A 24101-nucleotide genomic window follows, 5' to 3' on the forward strand; every position below is an offset into this window, starting at 1 on the left:
ACTGTCCCCTTCGGTCGCTGCGCCGGCGAGATGCCGGCGCCGATATGTGATACAGGATAGGCGGAAACCATACGGATGCGCCGCATCCGCCCATATAACTTTGCAAAATCACCGCGAGGCGGCGCGGCGCCGATGCCCCCAACGTCCAGCTTGCCTCTAGACTTAGAGGCATGTCTCTAACTATCGGAATCGTCGGTTTGCCCAACGTCGGCAAATCCACCATGTTCAATGCGCTGACCCGCAACAACGTGCTGGCGGAGAACTACCCGTTCGCCACCATCGAGCCGAACACGGGCATCGTCCCGCTGCCCGACCACCGCCTGCCGGTGCTCGCCGAGCTCGTGCACACCGAGAAGATCGTGCCCGCGACCGTCACCTTCGTCGACATCGCCGGCATCGTCAAGGGCGCCTCCGAGGGCGAGGGCCTGGGCAACAAGTTCCTGGCGAACATCCGCGAGGCCGACGCGATCTGCGAGGTCGTGCGCGCGTTCGAGGACGACGACATCGTCCACGTCAACGGCAAGGTCGATCCGGCCGACGACATCGACACCATCAACACCGAGCTGATCCTCGCCGACATGCAGACCATCGAGAACGCGCTGCCGAAGCTCGAGAAGGACCTGCGCGGGCGCAAGATCGAGCCGGCGTACCTGGACGCGGTCAAGAAGGCCCAGAAGATCCTCGAGGCCGGCGAGACCATCGACCACGCCGCCGCGGCCGGCAAGATCGATAAGGCCTACATCTACGACCTGCACCTGATGACCGCCAAGCCGTTCATCTACGTGTTCAACGTGGACGACAACGAGCTGGCCAACAAGGAGCTGCAGGCCAAGCTCGCCGCCTCCGTGGCGCCGGCCCCGGCCGTGTTCCTCAACGCCCAGTTCGAGGCCGACCTGACCGATCTCGACGAGGCCGACGCCCGCGAGATGCTCGAGGACTCCGGCCTGAGCGAGTCCGGCCTGGACCAGCTGGCCCGCGTCGGCTTCGACATCCTCGGCCTGCAGACCTTCCTGACCGCCGGCGTCAAGGAGGTGCGCGCCTGGCAGATCCACAAGGGCTGGACCGCCCCGCAGGCCGCCGGCGTGATCCACACCGATTTCGAGAAGGGCTTCATCAAGGCCGACATCGTCTCCTACGACGATTTCGTCGCCGCCGAGGGCTCCATGGTCAAGATCAAGGAGGAAGGCAAGCTGCGCCAGGAAGGCCGCGACTACGTCATGCAGGACGGCGATATCGTGGAGTTTAAATTTAACGTCTCCAAATAGGGGGTAGGACCCCTGCAAAACGGCGGAATTCCAGCGTTTCCGGGCTCCGGGAGCGTGCGGATTCCGCCGTTTTTCGATTATTGGGAAATGGCCGTTCATACTCGGCGCTCGCGGTGAAGCGACCGGGGCACCGGCTCTCTCACGGAGACAGGCGGCCTGCAAAACGCCTGACGCGTTGAGGTAGGACCGGTGCCGACGACTTTGCCATGGTTACCCGGCTCACTCCCAGTGCAGCGGGTGCGCGATGCCGTCGCGGTATCGCGCATCCGTGTTCAGGAACGCGTCGACCTCCCGCGAATACAAGTTGTTGCCGTCGATCCTGTCCACCAGGTACATGAGTGCCAGCAATGCCTGTCCCACTGATTTTTGCTCGTATGCGAACGCGGGGTATTCCCCTCTCATGTCGTGCGTCACGGGCGGGACGATGACCATTTCCCGATGCCACAGGCGAGAGTGGTGCGAGCACAGGTTGCGTAGAATACACCATCGCGTGGATGATTTCCGAGGAGGTGCGCAGGTTCGTCCGCACTCCCAGAGAACGGTACAGTTCACGCAGAGCCTTGGTATCGTTATGCAGGCTCAGCATGCGGGATACGGTGTCGAACGGCATGGTCTCCATCGCCGCCCAAATCGGAACCGGTTCCCCGCTCTTCCGGTAGTGGCGGATGCACACTTCCTTGGACATGTCCATCCATTTGCTCATGTTACCGAGCAGGAATACACGTAGCTCGTCGCCTTTACGGTTCTTAACCGGCTGGTATGAGTCGAGATCTTTATAGGAGTACGCGCCGCCGTTCTGGGCCACTAGATACGCGAACCGCGATCTGACCACGAGTTCGACCTTCGCGGTTCCTCGCAACACCACAGATCGCAGGCCGGAGTCCGATAGGTACGGTTCGATGAAGTCGTTGTCCGTGGTGCCGGCCTTGAATGTATTGTCGCCGTCGGCGAGGTCATTCTGGAAGACTCGAAAGTATCCGGAAAGCCGGTAGTAATTGTCGTTGTACAGCATGCGGCGCAAACGGTCCTCGTCCGTGATGATGAGACCGCGCGAGTGCATGATGCGGATCATCTCGTCGATGTTCTTGGCTGGTTTCATCGTTCACCACCGATATGAAAAGAGCCTCCCGGGTTGCGCACTGTTAGTAGGCGTGGAAGGCTGCTGTGTTTATCATGCTAGCATCTGCTTGCATTGTCATCGTTCTCTTGCGTGTCGGGAAACATTCCACCGGATATGCGGAATAGTTGAGAGCCGGGAAATCACTCGGCGTCTACTCTGTCTTCGGCTTTGATCCGATCGGGCGCTCATTTTCAGCGTGTCCATCCGGCTATCGCGGAAACGAATCCCGTGGAGAGGCGATTCTGCTTTCCTATTGCTCCTTGACGTCATGCGATGAACAGGCCCTGCCTCGGCTGCGTCTCCGACGCCCAAGCGAATTGGGCGACGGAAACGCAGGGAATTCGACGACGGCCATGATCGGGTGCTATCATGGCGAGCCATGTGTTCTTATTGCTGCATGCTGGCGCCGATGAATGGCGCCATGACGCTGAGGCCTGCCATCTAACGGGTGGGCGCGGCCCGCTGCCGGGCCGGCGCAAGCATATGCACGCACAAGCCACCGCGCGCGGAGCGGCTCAATGGAGCGATCCGCGGTAACACAGGAATGCAAGAACACCTATATGTCTGTTAATACCGAATCAAACACGCCCGATACAACCAACAACACAACCAACACATTGGCTTATGCAGCGGCCGACGCGGCGGACGACCCCGACCGCGGGTGGATGCGCCGCGTGGCGCTGCTGCTCACCGGCCAGGCCTTCTCATTGCTGGGCTCCAGCATCGTGCAGTACGCCATCTGGTGGTGGATCGTGATGCAGACGAACAGCGGCATGGGCATGCTGCTGGCCACCCTGTTCGGTGTGATGCCGCAGGCCATCGTCTCGATTTTCGGCGGCTCCTGGGCCGACCGGCACAACCGCAAGCTGCTCATCATGCTGCCCGACATGGTGATCGCCGCGGTCACCATCGCACTGTCGCTGAGCTTCGCGATGGGCTGGACGAGTCTCACCATGATCTTCGTGGTGCTGCTCATCCGCTCGGCCGGCGGCGGCATCCAGACGCCCGCCGTCCAGTCGTTCATTCCGGACATCGTCCCTTCCGGCAAACTGCTGCGCGTCAACTCGATATACGGCGTGATCAACTCGGCGAACATGATCGTGGCGCCGGCCGTGGCCGCCGTGCTCATCAACGTGGTGCCGCTGTGGTCGATCCTGCTGATCGACGTGACCACGGCGATCATCGGCGTCGGCTTTGTGGCGATGATCAAGGTGCCGAAGAAGCGCACACCGGCCGCGGCCGTTCCCGGTCAGGCCTCGCTGCAACCAGCCGACGACAATGCCGACCGCTCGCCGTTCGCCGGCATCCGCCGCGTCCTCGCCGATCTCAAAGCGGGGCTCGTCTACACGTGGAACCGTCCGAACCTGCGCAATGTGGTGCTCGGCGACGCGCTGACCTGCTTCATCGCCGTCGCCCCGTTGAACCTGACGCTGCTGCTTATGACCCGCGAATACGAGGGCATCGATCTGAATCTCGGCTTCGTCAACCTGACCACCGCGTCGGACAAGCTCGCCGCCAACGAACTGGGGCTGAGCATCGGCATGCTGCTTGGCGGCGCGTTCATGTCCACCATCGGCGCCAAGGTCATCCGCAATCACATGTTCATGGTCGCGCTCGGCATCACCTTGGTGGGGGTCACCACGGTGGGGCTGGGCATCGCGCCGAACTTGCTGGTATACCTGCTCATAGATATGGCGTGCGGCGTTTCCTCGGCCATCTGCGTGGGCCCGATGCGCACCATCATGCAGACGGATTCCGACGAGAGGATGGTCGGCCGCGTCTTCGGCCTCGACACCACGCTGAGCACGCTCGGCATGCCGCTGGGCATGCTGATCTTCGCCCCGCTGGCCGATGTGATCCCGATCTCACTGGTGTTCGTCATCGGCGGCGTGCTCACCCTGCCCATCGGCATCTACCTGTTCGGCCAGGCCCGCGCGGCGGCACGCCAATCGGCGGCGCACACGGCATAGCACGTTCCCGGTTGCGGGAGATGCCGGCCGCAGAACAGTGACCAAATACTTGATGTTGCAGGGTTTTCGACCACCCCCAGTCGGCTGCGCCGACAGCCCCCCGCCAGCGGGGGCATACACTTCTCGCAATCATATAAAAATCGCGCGCTGGCCCGGGATCACTCCTTGGTGATCTCGTTGAGGATCGGGTTGCTCTGGAAGTCAAAGTCGACGTTCTTGAGCCCCGGCACCGAGACGGCCACCGTGTTCGTGTACCACAGCGGGATCGACGGCAGGTCCTCGAGCAGGTACTCCTCGCCTTCCTGGTAGTACTTGTTCGCCTCCTCGACGGACGATGCGGCGGCGGCCGCGCTCATCGCCGCGTCGAAGTCGGGGTTCTTGTAGTCGCTCGAGTTGCCGCCCTTGCCGTCGGCCGCCGACGAGGAGTACAGCTGCACCAGATAGTTCTCGGCGGACGGGTAGTCCGGCGCCCAGCCGCCGCGGTACATGCCGCCGAGCTGGCGGTTGTCCATCGCCGTGTAGTATTCCTTGCTGGTCGGATAGGGGTTGACCTTCACCTCGATGCCGAGCGTGTTGCGCAGGTTGTTGGCGATGGCCTCGATCCAGTCCTTCACGGGCGCATCGGACGGGTAGTCGATCTCCAGCACGCCGCTCCACGGGCTGATCTGGTCGGCCTCGGCCCACAGGGCCTTGGCCGCGTCGGCGTCGAAACGGATGTTCGACACGTTCTTCAGATCCTTGCTGTAGCCGGAGATCGTCGGCGCGATGAAGTCGGTGGCCTCGGTCGCGGTGCCGTGCAGGATCTTCTCGATGATCGTCTCGCGATCGATGGCCTTGGAGATGGCCTGGCGGCGCAGCCTGCCCTCCTCGTCGTAGGTGATGTGGTTGCTCTTCGGCGGGAACATCATCGCGACGAAGCTCGATCCGGGCTGGTTGTAGGACTTGACGAGCTTGTTCTTCTGGAACGAGCCGAGCGCCGTGGAGGGCAGGCTGGTCAGGATGTCGAGGTTGCCGGACTGCACGTCGGAGTACGCGGCCGCCGTGTCGGTGTACATCTTGAAGGTGATGCCGTCGTTCTTGGCCTTGCGCGGCCCGTCGTAATCCGCGTTCCTGACGATCTTGATCCGGCTGTTGTGCGTCCACTCCGAGAACTTGTACGGGCCGTTGCCCACCGGGTGCTCGGCGTAGCCGTCCGGATCGTCGTAGAAGGATTCGGGCAGCGGGTAGAACGCGCAGTATCCGAGCTTGAGCGGAAACACCGAATCGGGCTGGGACATGTGCACGATCAGCGTGTAGTCGTCCTTGACCTCGAGGCCCGACAGCTGGGCGTCGCCGTCGACGCCGTCCTTCTGCAGATCGTCGTAACCCGCGATGGTGGAGAAGAACGAGGCGCCCAGCTGCGCGTTGGTCACGTTCGCCACATAGCTCCAGGCGCGGGAGAAGGACTTCGCGGTCACCGGCGTGCCGTCGGTGAACTTCCAGCCCTGGTTGAGGGTGATGGTGAATTCGGTCGAGTCCCCGTTCGCCTCGATGCTCTTCGCCACCTCGTTGCGCGTGTTGCCGTCGGTGTCGTAGCTCACCAGCCCCGAGTACAGCATGTTGATGATCTGCCCGGCGTTGCCGTCGAGCGTCTGCCCCGGGGTGAGCGGGTTGGTCGGCTCCTTGCTGCCGACGGTGATGATCTGCCCCTCCTCCGCGGTGGAGCCCTTGCTCCCGCCGCATCCGGCCAGACCCATGGTCAGCGCGCAGACCGCCGCGACCAGCGTGATGATTCTCTTGGTTCCGCTCATGCGTTTCTCCTTACGGTGCCATGAAACAGCGTTGCCGGATTCATGGTGCCGGCAAGCATCGCAGTGACGTTCGATCATTCCCCTGGATGTTCCGGGGACGAGCGACGGCGTGGTGGAATGCCGCCGTCAGCCGCCCGGAAGCCGGGACGGGGGTGATTATAGGCGGCCAGTGTTGAGTTATGAGTCAATTATGGTGCGAACGTGTTACGGGGGCATTCCCCGTGGCTGGTTTGGGTGGCTCCCCTCTTTGAGGCTGAGCCGTGAAGCAAGCAGCGGAGCTGGTTGTAGGCGAAGGCGAGGCGACAGCCGAGCAGACAAAGCTGCGGCCGTAAGGCCGTCCGTAATTGCAGGACGAGCTGGCGACGAAGCCGGCTGAGGGGAGCGAACGGATCGGCTTGATGCCAAGCGTTCAGGGCAACACTCCCCTCAGTCACTTCGTGACGGCTCCCCTCAGAGAGGGAAGCCGGTGACCGACCGGTCAGGCGCAGGCCGCGTCCTGCGCGAGGAAGCTGTCGAAGTAGTGCTCCGGGCCATGGGCCGCCAGCCACGTCTCGATTTCGTCGGGCGTACGGGCGAAGGTGGTCATCAGCTTGACCTCGCCGCTTTCGGTGACCATGAGGTCGTCCTCGATGCGCACGCCGATGCCGCGGTACTCCTCGGGCACGAGCAGGTCGGCCGCGTCGAAGTACAGTCCCGGCTCGAGCGTGAACACCATGCCGGGCTTGAACTCGCTGTCGGGGTAGAACTCGTTGCGCGCGTGGTGGCTGTCGTGGCAGTCGAGGCCCATCATGTGGCCGGTGCCGTGGTACAGCCAGCGGTACTGCTGGTGGCCGTCGGGCTTCAGCGCCTCCTCGGCGCTGACCGGCAGGATGCCGAGCTTCTCGAGCGAGTGCGCCACCGAGACCATCACCGCGTCGATCATGTCGTGGTAGACGGCGCCCGGCTTGTTCGCGGCGGCGATCGCCGCGTCGGCCGAATCCAGCACCGCCTGGTAGATCTTGCGCTGCGCCGGCGTGAACTTGCCGTTGACCGGGAAGGTGCGCGTGATGTCGGCGCCGTACAGCGAATCGAGTTCGATGCCGGCGTCCAGCAGGAACAGGTCGCCGTCCTTGAGCGCATGGTCGTTGGCGTGGTAGTCGAGGATCGTGGCGCGCGGGCCGGAGGCGGCATTGGTCTCGAAGGAAATGTAGTTGCCCTCGTAGCGGCACGAATGGGTGAAGGTGGCCTCGAGCAGGCGCTCGCCGCGCTTGACCTGGCGGGCGATCGGCAGGATGTCGGCCACGCGGTCGAAGCCTCGCTGGGTGGCCTCGACGGCCTTCTGGATCTCGGCGACCTCGCGCGGCGTCTTGACGACGCGGCACTCGTCCTCGCGCTCCTCGAGCGTGGCGTCCAGCGCGCGGTTCGTGTCGGCGTCGCCCAGGCCGCTCTCCTCGCGCACGCGGTTGACCAGCGCGTCCACGCTCGGGTCGTAGCCGCGCATCAGGCGGATGCGGATGCCGTCGGGGCCGGCGCCTTCGCGCAGCGCGGCCTCCAGCTCGGTGCGGTCCTTGATCTCCAGGCCGGTCATGGTGTGGAAGTCCGCGGGCAGCGGGCGCGGCCCGACCCAGAACTCGCCGTGCTTGGCATCGGAGAAGAACCGCGGGTTGGAGCGGTCGATGGCCGGCTCTAGGTAGATCGTCGCATGGTAGCCGGCGGTGCCGTCCGCTTCGAGCACCGGATCGATGACCAGCACCGAATCCGCCTCGAGGTCGCGGCCGAGGCCGGTCAGATGCGCGTACGCCGTGCCGGTGCGGAACAGGAAGTCGATGTCCCAGGTGCGGTGGCGCAGCGTGCCGGCGGGGATCACCAGGCGCTCGCCGGGGATCTTGGACACGAGCTCGGCGCGGTGCTTGACCGCGTCGTCCGCGAACGGGCTGCGCTCGTACTGCTTCTTGTTGGGGTTCTCGCCCCAGTTCGTGAAGATGATGTCCTCGAATCCCTTGCCCTTGAGCGCGAGACTGCCCGAGCCCTTGCCCTTGGCCGGCTCGGTGTCGTTGCCCGCGGCCAGGGCGTGCAGCGCCGCCAGCGATTCCTCGGAATATGCGTGATCACCCATAATGATGGTTCCCTTCGATATAGATTGCACATGGATGGATTGATGAATTATGTGTCGACGATCCGGACCCGCCCACGGGGTATTCCCGCTCCTGATTGGCATGCCCAAATACCCGTTCTGCGATTTGACCTGCCGAAATACCCGAAATAGACCACGATTTCGGGTATTTCGGCATGTCAATCTGCAGAACGTCCATTTCGGCAGGCGGGTTCAGTCCTTCGGATCGAAGCCCGTCAGATCGGCGATGTAGCGCTCGGGGCCGTGTTCGGCCATCCACGCCTCGATGCCCTCCGGGCTGCGCGGCACGCCGTCGCTCAGGATCACGACCTCGCCGCTGTCGGTGACCAGCAGGTCGTCCTCCAGGCGCACGCCGATGCCGCGGTACTCTTCGGGCACGAGCAGGTCGTTGTCGTGGAAGTACAGGCCCGGCTCCATGGTGAAGACCATGCCCGGCTTGAGCTCGGCGTCCGGGTAGTACTCGTCGCGGGCGTGCTGGGCGTCATGGCAGTCGAGCCCCAGATGGTGGCCGGTGCCGTGGTACAGCCAGCGGCAGTGCTGCTCGCCGTCGGGCTTGAGCGATTCGGCGGCGCTGACCGTGAGGATGCCCATGTCCTCGAGCGAGTGCGCGATCGAATCCATGGCGGCGGCCATGAGGTCGCGGTAGCGGGCGCCCGGCTTGTTGGCCGCGGCGATCGCCGCATCCGAGGCGGCGAGCACCGCTTCGGCGACCCGGCGCTGGGCGGGCGAGTAATGGCCGCTCACCGGCAGCGTGCGCGTCACGTCGGCGGCGTACAGGTACTGCGATTCGGCGCCGGCGTCGAGCACGACGGCGTCGCCCTCGCTCACCGGGTGGTTGTTGATCATGTAGTGCAGGAAGGTGGAGCGCCGCCCCGAGCCGACCACGGTCTCGAAGGAGACGTCATTGGCCTCGTACCGGCACGAGCCCATGAACACGCTTTCGATGAGGCGCTCACCGCGCCTGACCTTCGGCGCCAGCGAGATCACGTCGGCCACGCGCTCGAAGCCGCGCTCGGTGGCGCGGATCGCCTCGCGGATCTGCTCGATCTCCCTGGGGGTCTTGATGATGCGCAGCTCGTCCTCGCGCTCCTCGAGCACCTGGTCGAGCGGCATGTTCGCGTCCGCATCGCCCAGACCGGTCTCAAGGCGGATCCTATCGACCGTGGACTCCACCGCCGGGTCGGCGCCGCGGAACACGCGCAGGCGCAGTCCCTTCGGCCCGACCTGCTCGGCGAGGTCGCCGGCCAGCGAGGCGATGTCGCGCGTCTCGATGCCGGTCATCGTCGTGTAGTCGGCGAGGTCGGGCGCCGGCCCGACCCAGAACTCGCCGTGCATCGCGTCCGAGTAGAACCGCGGGTTGTCGTGGCCGATGGCCGGGGCCACGTACAGCACGTCGTGATGGCCTACCGTGCCGTCCGCGTTCACGACCGGGTTGATGACGAGCACCGGTCCCGGCTCAATGTCGCCACCCAAGCCGGTCAGGTGAGCGAACGGCGTACTGACGCGGAAGTTGTAGGTGACGTCGTTAGTGCGGAAGCGGATGGCCCCCGCGGGGATCACCAGCCGCTCCCCCGGCAGGCTGGCGGCGAAGTCGTCGCGGTGCTTGGCCGCGTCGTCGGCCAGCGGGCTGCGCGTCACCTCCTCCTTGGGGCTTTCGCCCCAGTGGTCGAAGATCTCGCTTTTGAATCCCGCGCCGGTGATGCGCAGGCCGCCGGCCCGCTTGCGGGGCGCCGGCTCGGTCGCGTTGCCGTTGGCCGCGGCCCGCAGCGTTTCGATGCCGTTCGGCGTGGTGCCGCCGTTATCGCATTCCGCCATGATGGATGGCTCCTCTCTGTTGGTGGACGGCCGTGCGATGGGATCGAACCTCACCGCGCAAGCCGATGGATAGCCCGCCCGATGCGGACGAGAACGATGCGCGCGGTGCTACCCGCGCGGCGTCCCGTCGATGTCGAACAGGTCAAGTCCGCGCTCCCAGGGTGCGGGCAAGTGTGTTTCCGGGTAGATCTCGGCCATGAACTGGTAGGCCTCGGGATCGTAGCGGCGCAGCTCCTCGCGGGTGTTGACCGGGCCGCGCACCTCCCACGATCCGTCGGGGCTCTCCTCCATCACGTCGAACCAGATGGTGGTCAGTGTGGCGAAGAACTCCTCGTGATTGCTGATCGCGTAGGTGCCCGGCCACAGCCCGGCCTCCTTGCTGTGCCGGTAGATCTCGCTGAAGCGGCGGTAGCGCTCGCCGTGGTGGGCGTATTTGAGCCCGATCAGGTGGATGCCGTGGGCGAATTCGTGGGCGAGGATGGACTCGTTGCGGTATTTGGTGGTGACCGGGCCCTCGAGCACGCGCAGCACGTTGGTCTCGGCGATCGAGGCCGCCGGGTTGCCGTCGCAGGCGCCGTAGCCGGCCACCGGATACGGCGCCACCCGGTAGCCCATGCGGTGCTCGGGCACGTCGAAGGCGTCCTCGTGCGGGCCGTACACCGACAGGCTCACGCCGAAATTGGTCAGCACCTTGGCTTCCTCGGGCATCTTGGCGAGCAGCACGTCGACCATCTCGCACGCCTTGTCGCGGGCCTCCTGCGAGGTGTCGTCGCCGGATTTGATGAGGATGCCGCTCTCGCTGCGCTGGAAGCGCGTGTAGTACGGCTGGTAGTTGGCCCTGAAGGTCCCGTCGGATACCGGCGTGCCGTCGGCACCGGCCAGGGGCGCGTTGAAGCTGACGGTGATGTCGGCGAAGTCCTTGACGCGCATCGGCCGGATCGGGCTGATCGTGGTGCGCCGGATCTCTTTCTGGTACAGGGTACCGCTCTGCCACTCCATGCTCTCGTCCCAGACGAACAGGGGCAACGGAGCGCCGCGGAAGTTGAGGTTGTACACGTCAATGCGGTCCGCTTCGACCATGTCGACGGGCCAGGTTATTTCCAAATGGTTCTCGTCGATCAGAGTGACGGAAACCGGTGCGATACCGCTCATGACGACTCCTTCGTGCGTCAGCCGGCTGCTGGCTATTCCAGCAGATACTGCTTTTTTATTGTAAAGTGGCCGGCCGGCAGCCAAGGTGGAGAACGTACGGTTCAGGTATACGCTCGTACGCACCTTGGCCACCGGCCGGCCGGAGAAGGGGTTGGACTGAAGGTCCGTCACTCGGCCATGATCGCGTTCTGCATCTTGTTGCGGAACAGGAAGATCAGGACGGAGACGGCCAGCTCGAGGATCGCGATGATCCAGAACAGCGGCAGCTGGGTGTCCAGGGTCTGGAGCTTGCCGAAGATGATCAGCGAGATCGCGGTGCCGATGGCGGCCGACAGCGTGAAGCCGGTCTGCAGCTGGGTCTCGTAGGACTTCGGGGAGGCCGCGGCGACCAGGGAGGTGGCGGCGACGCCGTAGGGGAAGCCGCCGAAGTTGCCGACGACGTAGTAGATGAGCATCCAGATCACCGAGTACTTGGCGGTGCCGGGGAACAGCACGACGGTCGGCACGATGAGCAGCAGGTTGGAGATGCCGGAGAAGGCGAAGCCGAACCACAGGCGGTCCACGGACTTCCACTTGTCACCCAGCTTGGTGGCCCACAGCCAGCTGTAGAAGATGCCGGCGAGCAGTGCCACGACGGAGATGAGGGTGTTGAAGGAGCCCGGGGCGATCTCGAAGCCGAAGAAGTTGCGGTTGATGCGCTGGTCGAGGAACATGAGCAGCGTGGTGCCCTGCAGCTGGTAGTCGATGCCGATGACGATCTGCATGAGGATGATCGGCGAGACGGCGCCCAGACGGCGGCGCTCGACGCCCTTGATGCGCTTGGAGCTCCAAATGATCACGAAGAACACGATGGCGACGATGAAGGTGCAGGAGCTGACGGTGCTGGCCAGCGTGCCGATCGAGGCCTTGCCGGTGCCCACGGCGATGGCGATGGCAACGGCGATCAGCACCAGGGCGATCAGCGCGCCGAAGCCGTACTTCTTCTTTTCGGCGGCGCTGAGCGGGCGGGACGGCTTGGAGCCGAGGGAGCCGAAGAACGCCTTGCCGGGCAGGCCGATGCACGCGGCGTACAGGAAGGCGGCGATGGCGCCGATCAGGAAGCCGTAGTGGTAGTTGATCAGGCCGAGCTGCGCGGCGATCACCGGGGTGATGAAGCCGGCGATGCTGTTCGCGATGTTGTGCATCGCGTACGCGCCGTCGCGGCGGCTGTCCTTGCGGTGGAACAGCAGGCCGGTCAGCGAGTAGTTCGAGGCGCCCATGATCGGCAGGTTCATCAGGATCATGCCGACGACCGCGAACACGCGGCCCTGGTCGATGGAGAAGGCCGGGATGGCGAGGATGGCGCAGGACAGGCCCTTGGCGATGTTGCCGATGACCAGCGCCTTGCGGGCGCCGAACACGCGGTCGGCCAGCCAGGAGCCGATGATGCCGAACATCGAGTTGATCGCGCCGACCGAGGCAATGAGCTGCGCGGCCTCGCCCTGGGTGAAGCCAAGGCCCTTGGTCCACGGCGAGTACAAGTAGTAGATGAGCACGGCGCCGTACGCGCCCCAGCAGATCGAGTTGAAGAAGTTGCCGGCGGCCAGCGAGGACAGGCCCTTGGGGTAGCCGAGGAACGAATGGTCGTCGCGGATCTTCTTCAGTTCCTGCTCTTCGGCGGTGGTGATCTTCTCGCCGTCTTCATCCAGCACCAGCGACGTGTCGTCGTTGACCGTGTCGGGTGATGATTGGGTATTGGACATTGCTTACTCCTCCTTGAGAGTGACTTAAGTAAGTCTGTCTTTTGTTCCGCCCCGAATGAGGCGTTACTTTGAAGGTAATCCGCGGATAAGTGAACATAGGGTGAAGTCTTGTTGTAAAAAGTGGACAATTATTCGAGCATCCACACGAAATATCCACGAAATAGTGGAGAAATGTCAGGGAAACGGAGCGGAAACACCCAATTGTTCTCACCGACAACCGGCCGAAAACCCAGAATATGGCGGGAAACAGCAAGTCAGCAGTGCCCGAAGTGCACGCCCCCGCCGGATGGATAGCCCGGTGGGCTATCCATAGCAGTGTGCGAAGCGCACGTCGCATATAGCGTCGGGGGGCTGGCGGCGCAGCCGACTGGGGGTGTCCGGAAACCGATATGCCAGCCTCCCGACCACCCTCAGTCTCGCTTCGCGAGCCAGCTCCCGCCAGCGGGAGCGTGCCGAATCCGGCGTAACGGAATAATAAAAAAAGGCCCCTCCCGAAGGAGGGACCATGTCATGCTCGATATCGAAGACGGACACCCGGCATTCCGTGCCTCCGGCTCCCCTCTCCGAGGGGAGCCAGGTATGGAGCATACCTACCACGAGCCAACCATCCGACAGCTCCCCTCGGAGAGGGGAGCCACAGGCACGGGATGGATCACTCGGCCATGATCGCGTTCTGCATCTTGTTGCGGAACAGGAAGATCAGGACGGAGACGGCCAGCTCGAGGATCGCGATGATCCAGAACAGCGGCAGCTGGGATTCCAGCGTCTGCAGCTGACCGAAGATGATCAGCGAGATCGCGGTGCCGATGGCGGCCGACAGCGTGAAGCCGGTCTGCAGCTGCGCCTCGTAGGACTTCGGGGCGGCGGCGGCCACCATCGAGGTGGCGGCGACGCCGTACGGGAAGCCGCCGAAGTTGCCGACCAGGTAGTAGATCAGCAGCCAGATCACCGAGTACTTCGCGGTGCCGGGGAACAGCACGGCGGTCGGCACGATGAGCAGCAGGTTGGAGATGGCGCCGGCGCCGAAGCCGAACCACAGGCGGTCCACGGACTTCCACTTGGCACCGAACTTGGTGGCCCACAGCCAGCTGTAGAAGATGCCGGACAGCAGCCCGATCACGGCGATGATCGTGTTGAACGAACCCGGGGCGATCTCGAAGCCGAAGAAGTTGCGGTTGATGCGCTGGTCGAGGAACATGAGCAGCGTGGTGCCCTGCATCGCGTAGTCCACGCCGATGACGATCTGCATGACGATCAGCGGGGAGACGGCGGCGAGGCGGCGGCGCTCGACGCCCTGGATGCGCTTCGAACGCCAGATGATGGCGAAGAACGCGATGGCGATCACGAAGGTGAAGGAGCTCACGGTGCTGGCGAAGGTGCCGATCGTGGCCTTGCCCGAACCCACGGCGATGGCGATCGCGATCGCGAGGACGGCGACGACAGCCAAGGCCCCGAGGCCGTACTTCTTCTTCTCGGCGGCGCTGAGCGGATGGGACGGCTTGGATCCGAACGAGCCGAAGATGCGCTTGCCCGGCAGGCCGATGCACGCGGCGATCAGGAAGGCGGCGATGGCGCCGATCAGGAAGCCGTAGTGGTAGTTGATCTGGCCGAGCTGCGCGGCGATCACCGGCGTGATGAAGCCGGCGATGTTGTTCGCGATGGTGAACATGGCGAAGGCGCCGTCGCGGCGGCTGTCCTTGCGGTCGAACAGCAGGCCGGTCAGCGCGGCGCTGGAGGCGCCCATGATCGGCAGGTTCATCAGGATCATGCCGACGACCGCGAACACGCGGCCCTGCTCAAGGGAGAAGGCCGGCAGGGCGAGCAGACCGCAGGACACGCCCTTGGCGATGTTGCCGATGATCATGGCCTTGCGGGCGCCGAAGATGCGGTCGGCCAGCCAGGATCCGACGATGGAGAACACCGAGTTGATCGCGCCGACGGCGGCGACCAGCTGCGCGGCCTCGCCCTGGGTGAAGCCCAGGCCCTGGGTCCACGGCTTGTACAGATAGTAGATGAGCACGGCGCCATAGGCACCCCAGCAGATCGAGTTGAAGAAGTTGCACGCCGTCAGGGGCGCGATGCCCATCGGGTAGCCGAGGAACGAACGGTCGGCGCGCAGGCGCTTCAGTTCCTTCTCCTCCGCCGTGCCCTCGCGGGCCCCGTCCCCGTCGCGCACCTGGGTCCCGTCCGTGCCGCTCTGGCCGTCTTGATCTTGCGGATCCTGCGGACTTTGCTGAGACATTCCCTACCTCCTTGAAGGTGATGCGGCCCGGCGAACCATGTGCGCCAAACCGCCGTTTCCACATTGAACAATGGATTGCACATGCATGAGCAAACATACAACTGAGAACGTTCACAATGAGGTGAATGCTTTCACCGAAAAAGTGGACATATATGCGAATTGTGACGAATACCATACTTTGCGAAAACTCGGAACATCCCTTTCGCGCCCCGTGATTCCGCGGAAAAGCACACAGTTAAGATTTGTCCACCAAATCGCACAAGAAGCGAGTGCGGTTGGAACCGGCCCGTTTCTACACTGAAAGTCAACGGCATCGCAGTTGACTCGGATGCCCGATCTTATGGGCATCGCAGCCCACGCCACACCTCAAGGAGGTATGCATGACCATCCTGTTCGACAGTGCAACCAGGCAGTTCCACCTGCGCAACGACGCCATCAGCTATGTGATGCGCGTGTTGCTGGGCGGCGAGCTGAGCCACGTCTACTTCGGCGCCCGCTTGGGCGACGACGGCGACCTCGCCGACGAGCACGCGGCCCCGGTCACGGGATTGCAGACCCACGACGCCGCGGACGCCTATTCCCTTGAAGACCGGCATCTGGAATACCCCGCCGCCGGCTCGGGCGACCTCAACCCGGCGGCGCTGGCGATCACCGACGCGCGCGGATCGCATGTGGTGCGCCCGCTCTACGCCGGCTACCGCATCCTCGACGGCAAGCCCGCCCTCGAAGGGCTGCCGTCCACCTACGTGGAGGACGACGCCGAGGCGCAGACGCTGGAGATCACGCTGATCGACGAGCGCGTCGGCCTTGAGATCCAGCTGCTGTACACGCTGTTCGCCGACCGCCCGGTGATCGCGCGCAGCGCGAAGCTCACCGCCTCCGCCCGCCAAGGCGCCGCGCCGATCGACGTGGACGCGGCCTACAGCGCCGATCTGGACCTTGCAGACGGCGACTGGGACCTCATCACGCTCGGCGGCGAATGGGAGCGCGAATGCGCGCCGCTGCGCGCCAGGCTGCGCCTTGGCCACCAGGGCTCGTCCAGCCTCAGCGGCCACACCAGCCACCGCGCCAACCCGTATCTGGTGCTGGCCCGCCCCGACACCACCGAAACGCACGGCGCCGCGATCGGCGCATCGCTCGCCTACAGCGGCAACTTCGACGCCGACGTGCATGTGGACAGCTACTGGCGCACGCGGCTGCGCATCGGCATCAACCCCGAACTGTTCCGCTGGCGCCTCGAGCCCGGCGAATCCCTGCAGCTGCCGGAGGCGGTGCTCGCCTACTCGTCCGACGGCATCGGCGCTCTGAGCCGCGTCTACCACTCGCTGTACCGCACGCGCATGGCCCGCGGCCCGTGGCGCGACCGCCGCCGCCCGATCGTGGTGAACACCTGGGAGGCCATCTACATGAAGATGGACGAGGACAAGCTCGTCGAGCTGGCCTCCAGCGCCAAGGATCTCGGCATCGAGATGCTGGTGATCGACGACGGATGGTTCGGCCACCGCAACTACGACGACACCTCGCTGGGCGACTGGTTCCCGAACCCGGCGAAGTTCCCGAACGGCCTGAAGCCCGTCGGCGAGCGCGTGCACGCGCTCGGCCTCAAGCTGGGCCTGTGGTTCGAGCCGGAGATGATCAGCCGCGACAGCGTGCTGTTCGATACGCACCCCGATTGGGTGCTCGGCGACCCGGACGTGGAGCTGAGCGTCGGCCGCCACCAGTATCTGCTCGATCTGACGCGCCCCGAGGTCGTCGATTATCTGGCCGGCATCATGTCGAAGACGATCCGCGAGGGCGGCATCGACTACATCAAGTGGGATATGAACCGCTCGCTCGCGGAGGTCTACTCCCCCACGCTGCCGGCCGAACGCCAGGGCGAGGTGTACCACCGCTACGTGCTCGGCTACTACGATCTGCTGGGCCGACTCACCCGCGCCTTCCCCGACATGCTCATCGAATCGTGCTGTTCGGGCGGCGGCCGCGTCGACCCCGGCGTGCTCGCCTACGCGCCGCAGGCGTGGATCTCCGACGACACCGACGCCATGGAGCGCGTGAAGATCCAGTACGGCACGTCGTACGCCTACCCGCTGAGCATGATGAGCAATCACGTCTCCGCGGTGCCGAACGCGCAGACCGGCCGCATCTCGCCGCTCAAGACCCGTGCTGACGTGGCGCTCTTCGGCACCTTCGGCTACGAGCTCGACCCGCGCACGGTCACCGACGAGGCCGAGCGCGAACAGATCCGCCGGCAGGTCGCCCTGGACAAGCGCTTCGCCGCGCTCGTGGCCACCGGCGACTTCTACCGCCTGATCAGCCCGTTCGCCTCCGAGCCGGCGTTCGCCATGGCGCACGCCGCGTGGATGGTGGTCTCCCCCGACCGCCGCGAGGCGCTGGTGGGCTACTACCGCACGCATGTCGGCGTCAATCTCATGCCCTTCCATCTGCGGCTCGCCGGCCTCGACCGCGACGCCGCCTACACCGTGGAGGAGATCGGATTCGACACGAACCCGTGGCGGCCGCGCCGCGGCGACGAGCTGGAGGAGATCGGCCTGCCCTTCATCGACGGCTCGGCCGGCGAATGGAAGTCGAAGATCCCGGGCGGCGACAACATCTCGCGCCTGTTCCATCTGACGGCGCGGTAGGATCCCGGCCGGTTTCGGTTCTCTCCCCTCAGTCGGCTTCGCCGACTGAGGGGAGAGAACCGATCAACCAACCAATCATCAACACTTCACCCGAATCATCATTTCAACCAATCCAACACAGGAAAGGAACATCATGTCCGACAACACCGCGCTCACCGATCAGCAGATCGTCGAGCAGGACGCCCAGACGCTCTACATCGGCAACACCGGCACCGTCGAGTTCGACCTGAACCTGCCGACCGAGGGCAAGAACGGCTCCGCAGTCAGCTGGCAGACCAGCGACGACCGCTGGATCAAGACGGACGGCACCGTGCACATGCCCGAATACGGCCGCGGCGACCGCAATGTGACGCTCACCGCCACGCTCACGTACGGCGAGGCGAGCGCGACCCGCGAGTTCACCGTCAAGGTGCTCGAGCAGGCCAACAAGATCAAGGTCAAGGAGTTCTTCCCGATCGAGGTGACCGCCGGCGCCGGCTCCACGTACGAGCTGCCGATGTTCGCCGCCGTGCGCACCGATGACGACCGCCTGATCTCGCAGCGCATCAACTGGGACGACGGCGTCGAGCACCAGGCCGGCGAGCCCGGCGACGTGAGCTACCACGGCGTGATCGACGGCAGCACCATCGAGGTGACCGGCACCGTGCATGTGGTCGACCACGACCCGAACGCCCCGGTCGACGCCGCCCCGAAGGTCAAGGCGCTGCCGATCGACCACGTGCGCCTGACCGGCGAGGGCTTCCTGGCCCGCAACCAGGCCCGCCGCATCGCCTACCTCAAGACCGTGGACGACGACCAGCTGCTGGTCGAGTTCCGCACCGCCAGCGGCCTGGACACCAAGGGCGCGCCGCTGATGATCGGCTGGGACGCGCCGGATTCGCTGCTGCGCGGCCACACCACCGGCCACTTCATCTCCGCCTACGCGCTGGCGTACGCCGCCAGCGGCGACGAGACGATCAAGGCCAAGCTCGACTATGTGGTCGACTCGCTGGCCGAGGTGCAGCGCGCGTTCGCCGCCAAGCCCGGATTCCATCCCGGCTTCCTCTCCGCCTACTCCGAGCGCCAGTTCGACGAGCTGGAGAAGTACGCCCCCTACCCCACCATCTGGGCGCCGTACTACACGCTGCACAAGATCCTCGCCGGCCTGATCGACGCCTACAACTACGCGGGCAACGAGACCGCGCTCGACGTGGCCTCCAAGGTGGGCGACTGGGTCTATGACCGCCTGTCCAAGCTGCCGCACGAGCAGCTGCAGAACATGTGGAGCATGTACATCGCCGGCGAGTTCGGCGGCATGAACGAGTCGCTCGCCAACCTGTACGCCATCACCAGCAACCCCAAGCACCTGGCCGCCGCGCGCCTGTTCGACAACGACCGCCTGATGGTGCCGATGCGCCAGCACGTCGACGCGCTGGGCGGCATGCACGCCAACCAGCACATCCCGCAGGTGATCGGCTCGGTCAAGCTGTTCGAGCAGACCGGCGTGCCCTACTACCTCGAGCAGGCGAAGTTCTTCTACGAGTCGGTCACCGGCCACCACCTCTACGCGCTGGGCGGCACCGGCCAGGGCGAGATGTTCCACCAGCCCGACGAGATCGGCAACCTGATCTTCGAGAACACGGCCGAAAGCTGCGCCTCGTACAACATGCTCAAGCTGGCCGCCGAGCTCTACCAGTACTTCCCGCAGGCGCAGTACGGCGACTACTACGAGCTGACCACGCTCAACCACATCGCCGCCACCACCGACCATGTGCCCGAGGGCGGGTCCCTGTACTTCTTCCAGACCCAGCCGGGCGGGCAGAAGAGCTTCGACGTGGAGAACAGCTGCTGCCACGGCACCGACCTCGAATCGCACTTCTACTACGCGCAGGGCTCCTACTACGCGGACGCCGACGCGCTGTACGTGCGCCTGTACCTCAACGGCACGCTGGACGACGAGGCCGCGAAGCTCGCCGTCCACGTCGACGACCTGGCGCCTGAGCACGTGCGCATCGACGTCGAACGCCTGGCCAAGAACACGCTGCGCCTGCGCGTGCCGGGCTGGAGCGCCGGCAAGGTCGCGGTGAAGGTCAACGGCCAGCCGCTGGGCGCCCTCGTGGTCGACGCCGCCCGCACCGACTCCGGCGAACTCGCGTTCACCGCCGGCGCGCTCGGCCTCGCCTCCTGGGACGGCGCCAGCGTCGAGCTCGACTTCGAGCCGCACATGCACCTGGCCCCGACCCCGGACCGTCCGGAGCTGGCCGCCGTGGAGTGGGGCCCGTACGTGCTCGCCGCGCTGAGCGAGAGCACCGACTACCTCGACGTGCCCGTCGACGGGTCCGACCCGGATGCGGCGTTCGAGCGCGAGGAGGGCACCCTGACCTTCACGCACAAGGCCACCGGCCTGAAGTTCGTGCCGCTCGAGCAGATCAACGAGGAGCACTACCACGCCTACGTGCGCGTGAAGTAGCGCAAGCTCCAACGGCTTCCCCGACCGGGGAAGCCGTTTTTTCGTCGTGGCCGCGCCGATCCGCGCGCGGCCACGGAACCCATACGGCATATACGTTTTGGCGGCGATGCCGCCGTGACATGGAAGGATGTCCGATGCAACTGGTCAATGATGATGGGAATCCGGCGCCGCACGGCCCGGTTCTGCTCGATCCCGACGGAGTGGCGTGCGCGCTCGCACCGGTCCGCGTCGGCGCGCTCGTCAACGGGACGACGTTCAGCCTGCCGGCGGACGGCACCGCGGCGCACGGCCTCGCCGCCAGCGCGGACTGCGCTCCGGCCGAGAACGACGACCCGTACGCGCGCTACACGCTGACGCTGCGCAACGACGGCGACGACGCGCTGACGATCGACGATCTGTACCTCGATCTGGGCGTGGCGGCCAGCGCTGCCGGCGCCGACAGCGCCGCGGGGACGGCGCCGGCCGGCGGATCCGCGGAACCGCTCGACACGCCGGACGCCTACCTGCTGCTACCCTATGCCGGGCAGAGCGGGCGCCGGCTGCTCGTCATGCCGTACGACACCACGCAGTTCGATCTGTGCGAGCCGCTGGCGCTCGCCGGCACGTCCATCGCCGTCCGATGCTATCTGCGGGCGGCAGCCCGCCGACACGCGGCGGAATACGCCACCCATCACTGGGTCAATCCGGCCAGGTCGTTCACGCTCGCCCCGCATCGCGCGGCATCGTTCACGCTGCTGCTCGCCTTCGCCGCGAGCGAGCACGATGCGGCGAGCTTCCTCGTACGCTTCGCCGAAACGCCGCTCGGCTACGAGGACGGCGCCAACGGCATGCAGTCGCTGTACCACTTCCTGCTCGACGACCCCAAGTCCATCCACGCCAGCCGCGACATGGTCAACGGCTCGGTCAGCGCGACCATCACCGACGGCAGGCTCGCCTCGCTGACCACGCCGACCGGCGGCATCGAGGCGATCGACCCGGACATGGGCTTCGGCGACGCGTCCGTGACCTACGCCGACGGCCGCTCCTACTCCACGATCGGCCAGGGCGGCCACCGCGGCGAACACGGCGAAAGCGTGTTCCGCGACGGCCCGCTCACGATTGGCTTCGACTTCGCGCTGGACGGCGGCACGCTGCGCTACACGCTCGGCCTGAGCAACACCGGCGACGCGCCGGTGCGGCTGGACGACGTGAACATCCCCGTGCCGCTCAACAGCCGCATGGCGTGGGGCGTCGACGCCTCGCAGCGCATGATCCGCCACACCCAAGTGGCCGGCGACAACTCCTTCTTCCTAGCCACGCCTTCGGACGGCAAGCCGCCGTACCTGCTGTGCGTGCCCGGGGACGGCATGCGCTGGGAGCTGTTCGACATGGCCCCGCTGCCCGACCGCACGGGCGCCAAGCGCGACATGTACCGCATCCACCTGTACGGCGCCGGCGCCGCGGCCGAGGCCGCCACGCACGAGGGCGGGCGCTGGCGCCTGCCGACCACCTCGCTGACGCTGGGCGCCGGCGAAAGCCGCCGCTTCGTCTTCGACCTGCTGTGGGTGCCCGACTACGACCAGGCGCGCGCCGAACTCGTGCGCCACGGCAAGCTCGACGTGCAGGCGGTGCCCGGCTACACGCTGCCCCGCGACGCCGAGGCCCGCATCCTGGTCGACTCCCGCTACGAGAACGTCTCGCTCACCGCCGAACACCCCGACAGCACCGCGATCCGCATGATCAGCGAACGCACGGACGAATCCGCCGGCGTGCATCGGCGCATCTTCGGCGTGCGCCTCGACCGGCTCGGCGAGAACCTGCTCACCCTGCACTACGGCGACGGCAAGGTCGGCTGGCTGGAGATGTTCTCCACGCTGCCGGTGGGCGAGCTCATCGAATCGCGCGCCGACTACATCGCGCGCTGCCAGAAGAACGACCCCGACGTCTGGTACGACGGCCTGCTGCAGGAGCGCAACACCAGGACCGGCGCGCTGCTCAACCCGGACAACTACGACGAGATCAAGGGCTGGCGCATCTACGAGGTCACCTGCGACGACCCGGGCCTGAGCAAGCCGGCGTTCCTCGCGGCCAAGAACGCGGAGCGGCCCGTCGAAAGCCAAGTGCGCGCGCTGGACAGGTACCTGACCAAGTTCGTCTGGGGCGGCCTGCAGCGCACGGACGCCGAGGAATGGCCATACGGCGTCTACGGCGTGCCCGACTGGAAGAACCTGCGCGACCAGCGCAACCTCAACGGCAACGAGCAGCTGCACATCGGCCGCCTATGGGACTTCCCGCATGTGGCGCTCGCCTGGTTCATGATGTACCGCATCGCCGTGCGCAACCCGCAATGGGTGTCGCTGCCGGCAACCGAGTACCTCAAGCGCGCGTGGGGCACCTTCGTGGCGATGTACCGCTACCCGGACGAGGTCGGCTACGACTACGAGTCCAAGCTCGACAACACCACGCCGTACAAGACCGGCTACTACAACGAGCTGGTGATCGCCGACGTGATCGACGCTCTGCGCGCCGAGGGCGAGACGACCAAGGCCGCGCAGCTCGATGCGTACTGGAACCACAAGGCCGATTTCCTGATCCGCCAGGCCAAGGACCTGTTCGGCTCCGAATACGCGTTCGACACCACCGGATTCGAGACCACGCAGGCCGTGGTCGACTGGGGCCGCGGGCACGCGATGCGCGTGTGGAACACGGACGGCCGCTCCGTCACCTCCTACCGGGCCGGCGACGTGGAGCGCTTCGACCGCTACCAGCGCGCCTGCAACGTGGCGTGCCGCGGCTGGCTGGAGAACGGCTTCTACATCACCGGTTCGGATATCCGCAACGACACGATGCAGTACACGCTGAGCTACATGTCGCAGATGGGCGGATGGAGCCTGCTCGAGGACGCGCTGTACGCGGACGGCTCCCCCTTCAAGCTGCTGCGGCTCGCGTACGCGTCGCTGCTGAGCTCGTGGGCGCTGATCAACGCCGGCGACGAGGAGAGCGACTACGGCTACTGGTTCCCGGGCGCCGCGAACCAGGGCGCGTCGAGCGGCGGATTCGAGCCGCTGCCCTATGCGACGACATGGCTCGGCCAGCCGGCCGACCGCGGATACTGGATCTACGGGTGCGAGACCGATCTGGGCTACTGCGGCTACCTGCGCGGCGCCTCGCTGGTCGTGGCCGACGATCCCGATTTCGGCCGCGTGGTCTACGGCGGCGTCGAAACCGCGCGTCAGGGCGCGAAGGCCGGGGACGATCCCGCGGAGGGCACGCGCGTCACGCGCATCGCGCCGACCGACGGCGTGAACCGCCAGCTGCACCTGCTGCGCTCGGACACCGACCGCGTGCACGTGCTGCTCGCCGACGCGCGGTTCGCCGAGGTGACGCTCGAGGAGTTCGGCCACGGCCGCACCGCGATCACGCTGGAGATCGCCGATGCGATCGACGGCCGGGCCACGCTGCGCGCCTTCACGCACGACGGCACGCCCATGACCATCGGCCGGAGCACCGGCGCCGACCTCACCGTGCCGCTGCGCGACGGCAAGGTCACGATCACGCTCTGACCGGCGATACGCAAAACAGCACAACTGGCTCCCCTCGCTGAGGGGAGCTGTCGCCGTAGGCGACTGAGGGGAGCAGAGGAATCACCTTTGTCAGGTGTTCCGGCTCTGCTCCCCTCAGTCACTTCGTGACAGCTCGTCCTGCAATTGAGGACGGCCTTGCGGCCGCAATCTGTCTGCTCACTGTCGCTCGCCTTCGCCTACAAACAGCTCCGCTGTTTGCTTCACGCCCAGCCTCAGCGAGGGGAGCCCTATTTTGTAT

12 protein-coding genes are annotated in these 24101 nt (G+C 65.6%); 5 read left to right on the top strand and 7 right to left on the bottom strand.

Going from position 1 to position 24101, the window contains the following annotated elements; genetic code table 11:
- Window positions 1-170 precede the first annotated feature (170 nt).
- Window positions 171-1265, top strand: coding sequence for a redox-regulated ATPase YchF (ychF, locus tag BBSC_RS07880; protein WP_033519780.1), 1095 nt, complete (start codon window positions 171-173; stop codon window positions 1263-1265).
- A 139-nt stretch (window positions 1266-1404) separates the two neighbouring features.
- Here ychF and BBSC_RS07885 read toward each other — a convergent pair whose 3' ends face one another.
- Window positions 1405-2364 carry an Abi family protein gene (locus BBSC_RS07885; protein ID WP_231649383.1) on the bottom strand — a complete coding sequence of 320 codons (960 nt, stop codon included), beginning with the start codon at window positions 2362-2364 and terminating at the stop codon, window positions 1405-1407.
- A 581-nt stretch (window positions 2365-2945) separates the two neighbouring features.
- Between BBSC_RS07885 and BBSC_RS07890 the strand changes: the two genes are divergently transcribed.
- Window positions 2946-4355, top strand: a complete 1410-nt coding sequence (locus BBSC_RS07890; RefSeq protein WP_046726320.1) for an MFS transporter — start codon at window positions 2946-2948, stop codon at window positions 4353-4355.
- A 158-nt stretch (window positions 4356-4513) separates the two neighbouring features.
- On the opposite strand, the gene BBSC_RS07895 is transcribed toward BBSC_RS07890, so the two are convergent.
- The 6 genes from BBSC_RS07895 to BBSC_RS07920 all read right to left on the bottom strand — a co-directional run bounded on the left by BBSC_RS07895 (window position 4514) and on the right by BBSC_RS07920 (window position 15209).
- A complete protein-coding gene (locus BBSC_RS07895) occupies window positions 4514-6145 on the bottom strand; it encodes a peptide ABC transporter substrate-binding protein (RefSeq protein ID WP_033519778.1) in 1632 nt (543 codons plus the stop codon).
- Window positions 6146-6623: 478 nt separating this feature from the next.
- Complete coding sequence (locus BBSC_RS07900; RefSeq protein ID WP_051923193.1) at window positions 6624-8240, bottom strand: aminopeptidase P N-terminal domain-containing protein; 1617 nt, start codon at window positions 8238-8240, stop codon at window positions 6624-6626.
- Between the two features lie 210 nt (window positions 8241-8450).
- Window positions 8451-10073, bottom strand: coding sequence for an aminopeptidase P N-terminal domain-containing protein (locus BBSC_RS07905; RefSeq protein ID WP_051923194.1), 1623 nt, complete (start codon window positions 10071-10073; stop codon window positions 8451-8453).
- Window positions 10074-10181: 108 nt separating this feature from the next.
- The gene (locus tag BBSC_RS07910) at window positions 10182-11225 is read right to left on the bottom strand and encodes a hypothetical protein (RefSeq protein ID WP_033519722.1); all 1044 of its coding nucleotides are present in this window, start codon (window positions 11223-11225) and stop codon (window positions 10182-10184) included.
- Between the two features lie 167 nt (window positions 11226-11392).
- Window positions 11393-12967 carry an oligopeptide:H+ symporter gene (locus BBSC_RS07915; RefSeq protein ID WP_051923195.1) on the bottom strand — a complete coding sequence of 525 codons (1575 nt, stop codon included), beginning with the start codon at window positions 12965-12967 and terminating at the stop codon, window positions 11393-11395.
- Between the two features lie 652 nt (window positions 12968-13619).
- The gene (locus BBSC_RS07920; protein ID WP_051923196.1) at window positions 13620-15209 is read right to left on the bottom strand and encodes an oligopeptide:H+ symporter; all 1590 of its coding nucleotides are present in this window, start codon (window positions 15207-15209) and stop codon (window positions 13620-13622) included.
- A gap of 380 nt (window positions 15210-15589) precedes the next feature.
- Here BBSC_RS07920 and BBSC_RS07925 point away from each other — a divergent pair, with 380 nt between their 5' ends.
- The 3 genes from BBSC_RS07925 (at window position 15590) to BBSC_RS12855 (ending at window position 23842) form a co-directional block, all read left to right on the top strand.
- On the top strand, window positions 15590-17851 hold the full coding sequence (locus tag BBSC_RS07925; protein WP_033519721.1) for an alpha-galactosidase: 2262 nt from the start codon (window positions 15590-15592) through the stop codon (window positions 17849-17851).
- 133 nt (window positions 17852-17984) lie between these two features.
- Window positions 17985-20300, top strand: coding sequence for a beta-L-arabinofuranosidase domain-containing protein (locus BBSC_RS07930; protein WP_033519720.1), 2316 nt, complete (start codon window positions 17985-17987; stop codon window positions 20298-20300).
- A gap of 134 nt (window positions 20301-20434) precedes the next feature.
- Entirely contained in the window at window positions 20435-23842 is a 3408-nt protein-coding gene (locus BBSC_RS12855; RefSeq protein ID WP_051923197.1) for a DUF5695 domain-containing protein, read from the top strand.
- The last annotated feature ends 259 nt before the right edge of the window (window positions 23843-24101 follow it).

It is taken from the genome of Bifidobacterium scardovii JCM 12489 = DSM 13734, assembly GCF_001042635.1.
In the GTDB taxonomy this organism is placed as follows: Bacteria; Actinomycetota; Actinomycetes; order Actinomycetales; family Bifidobacteriaceae; genus Bifidobacterium; species Bifidobacterium scardovii.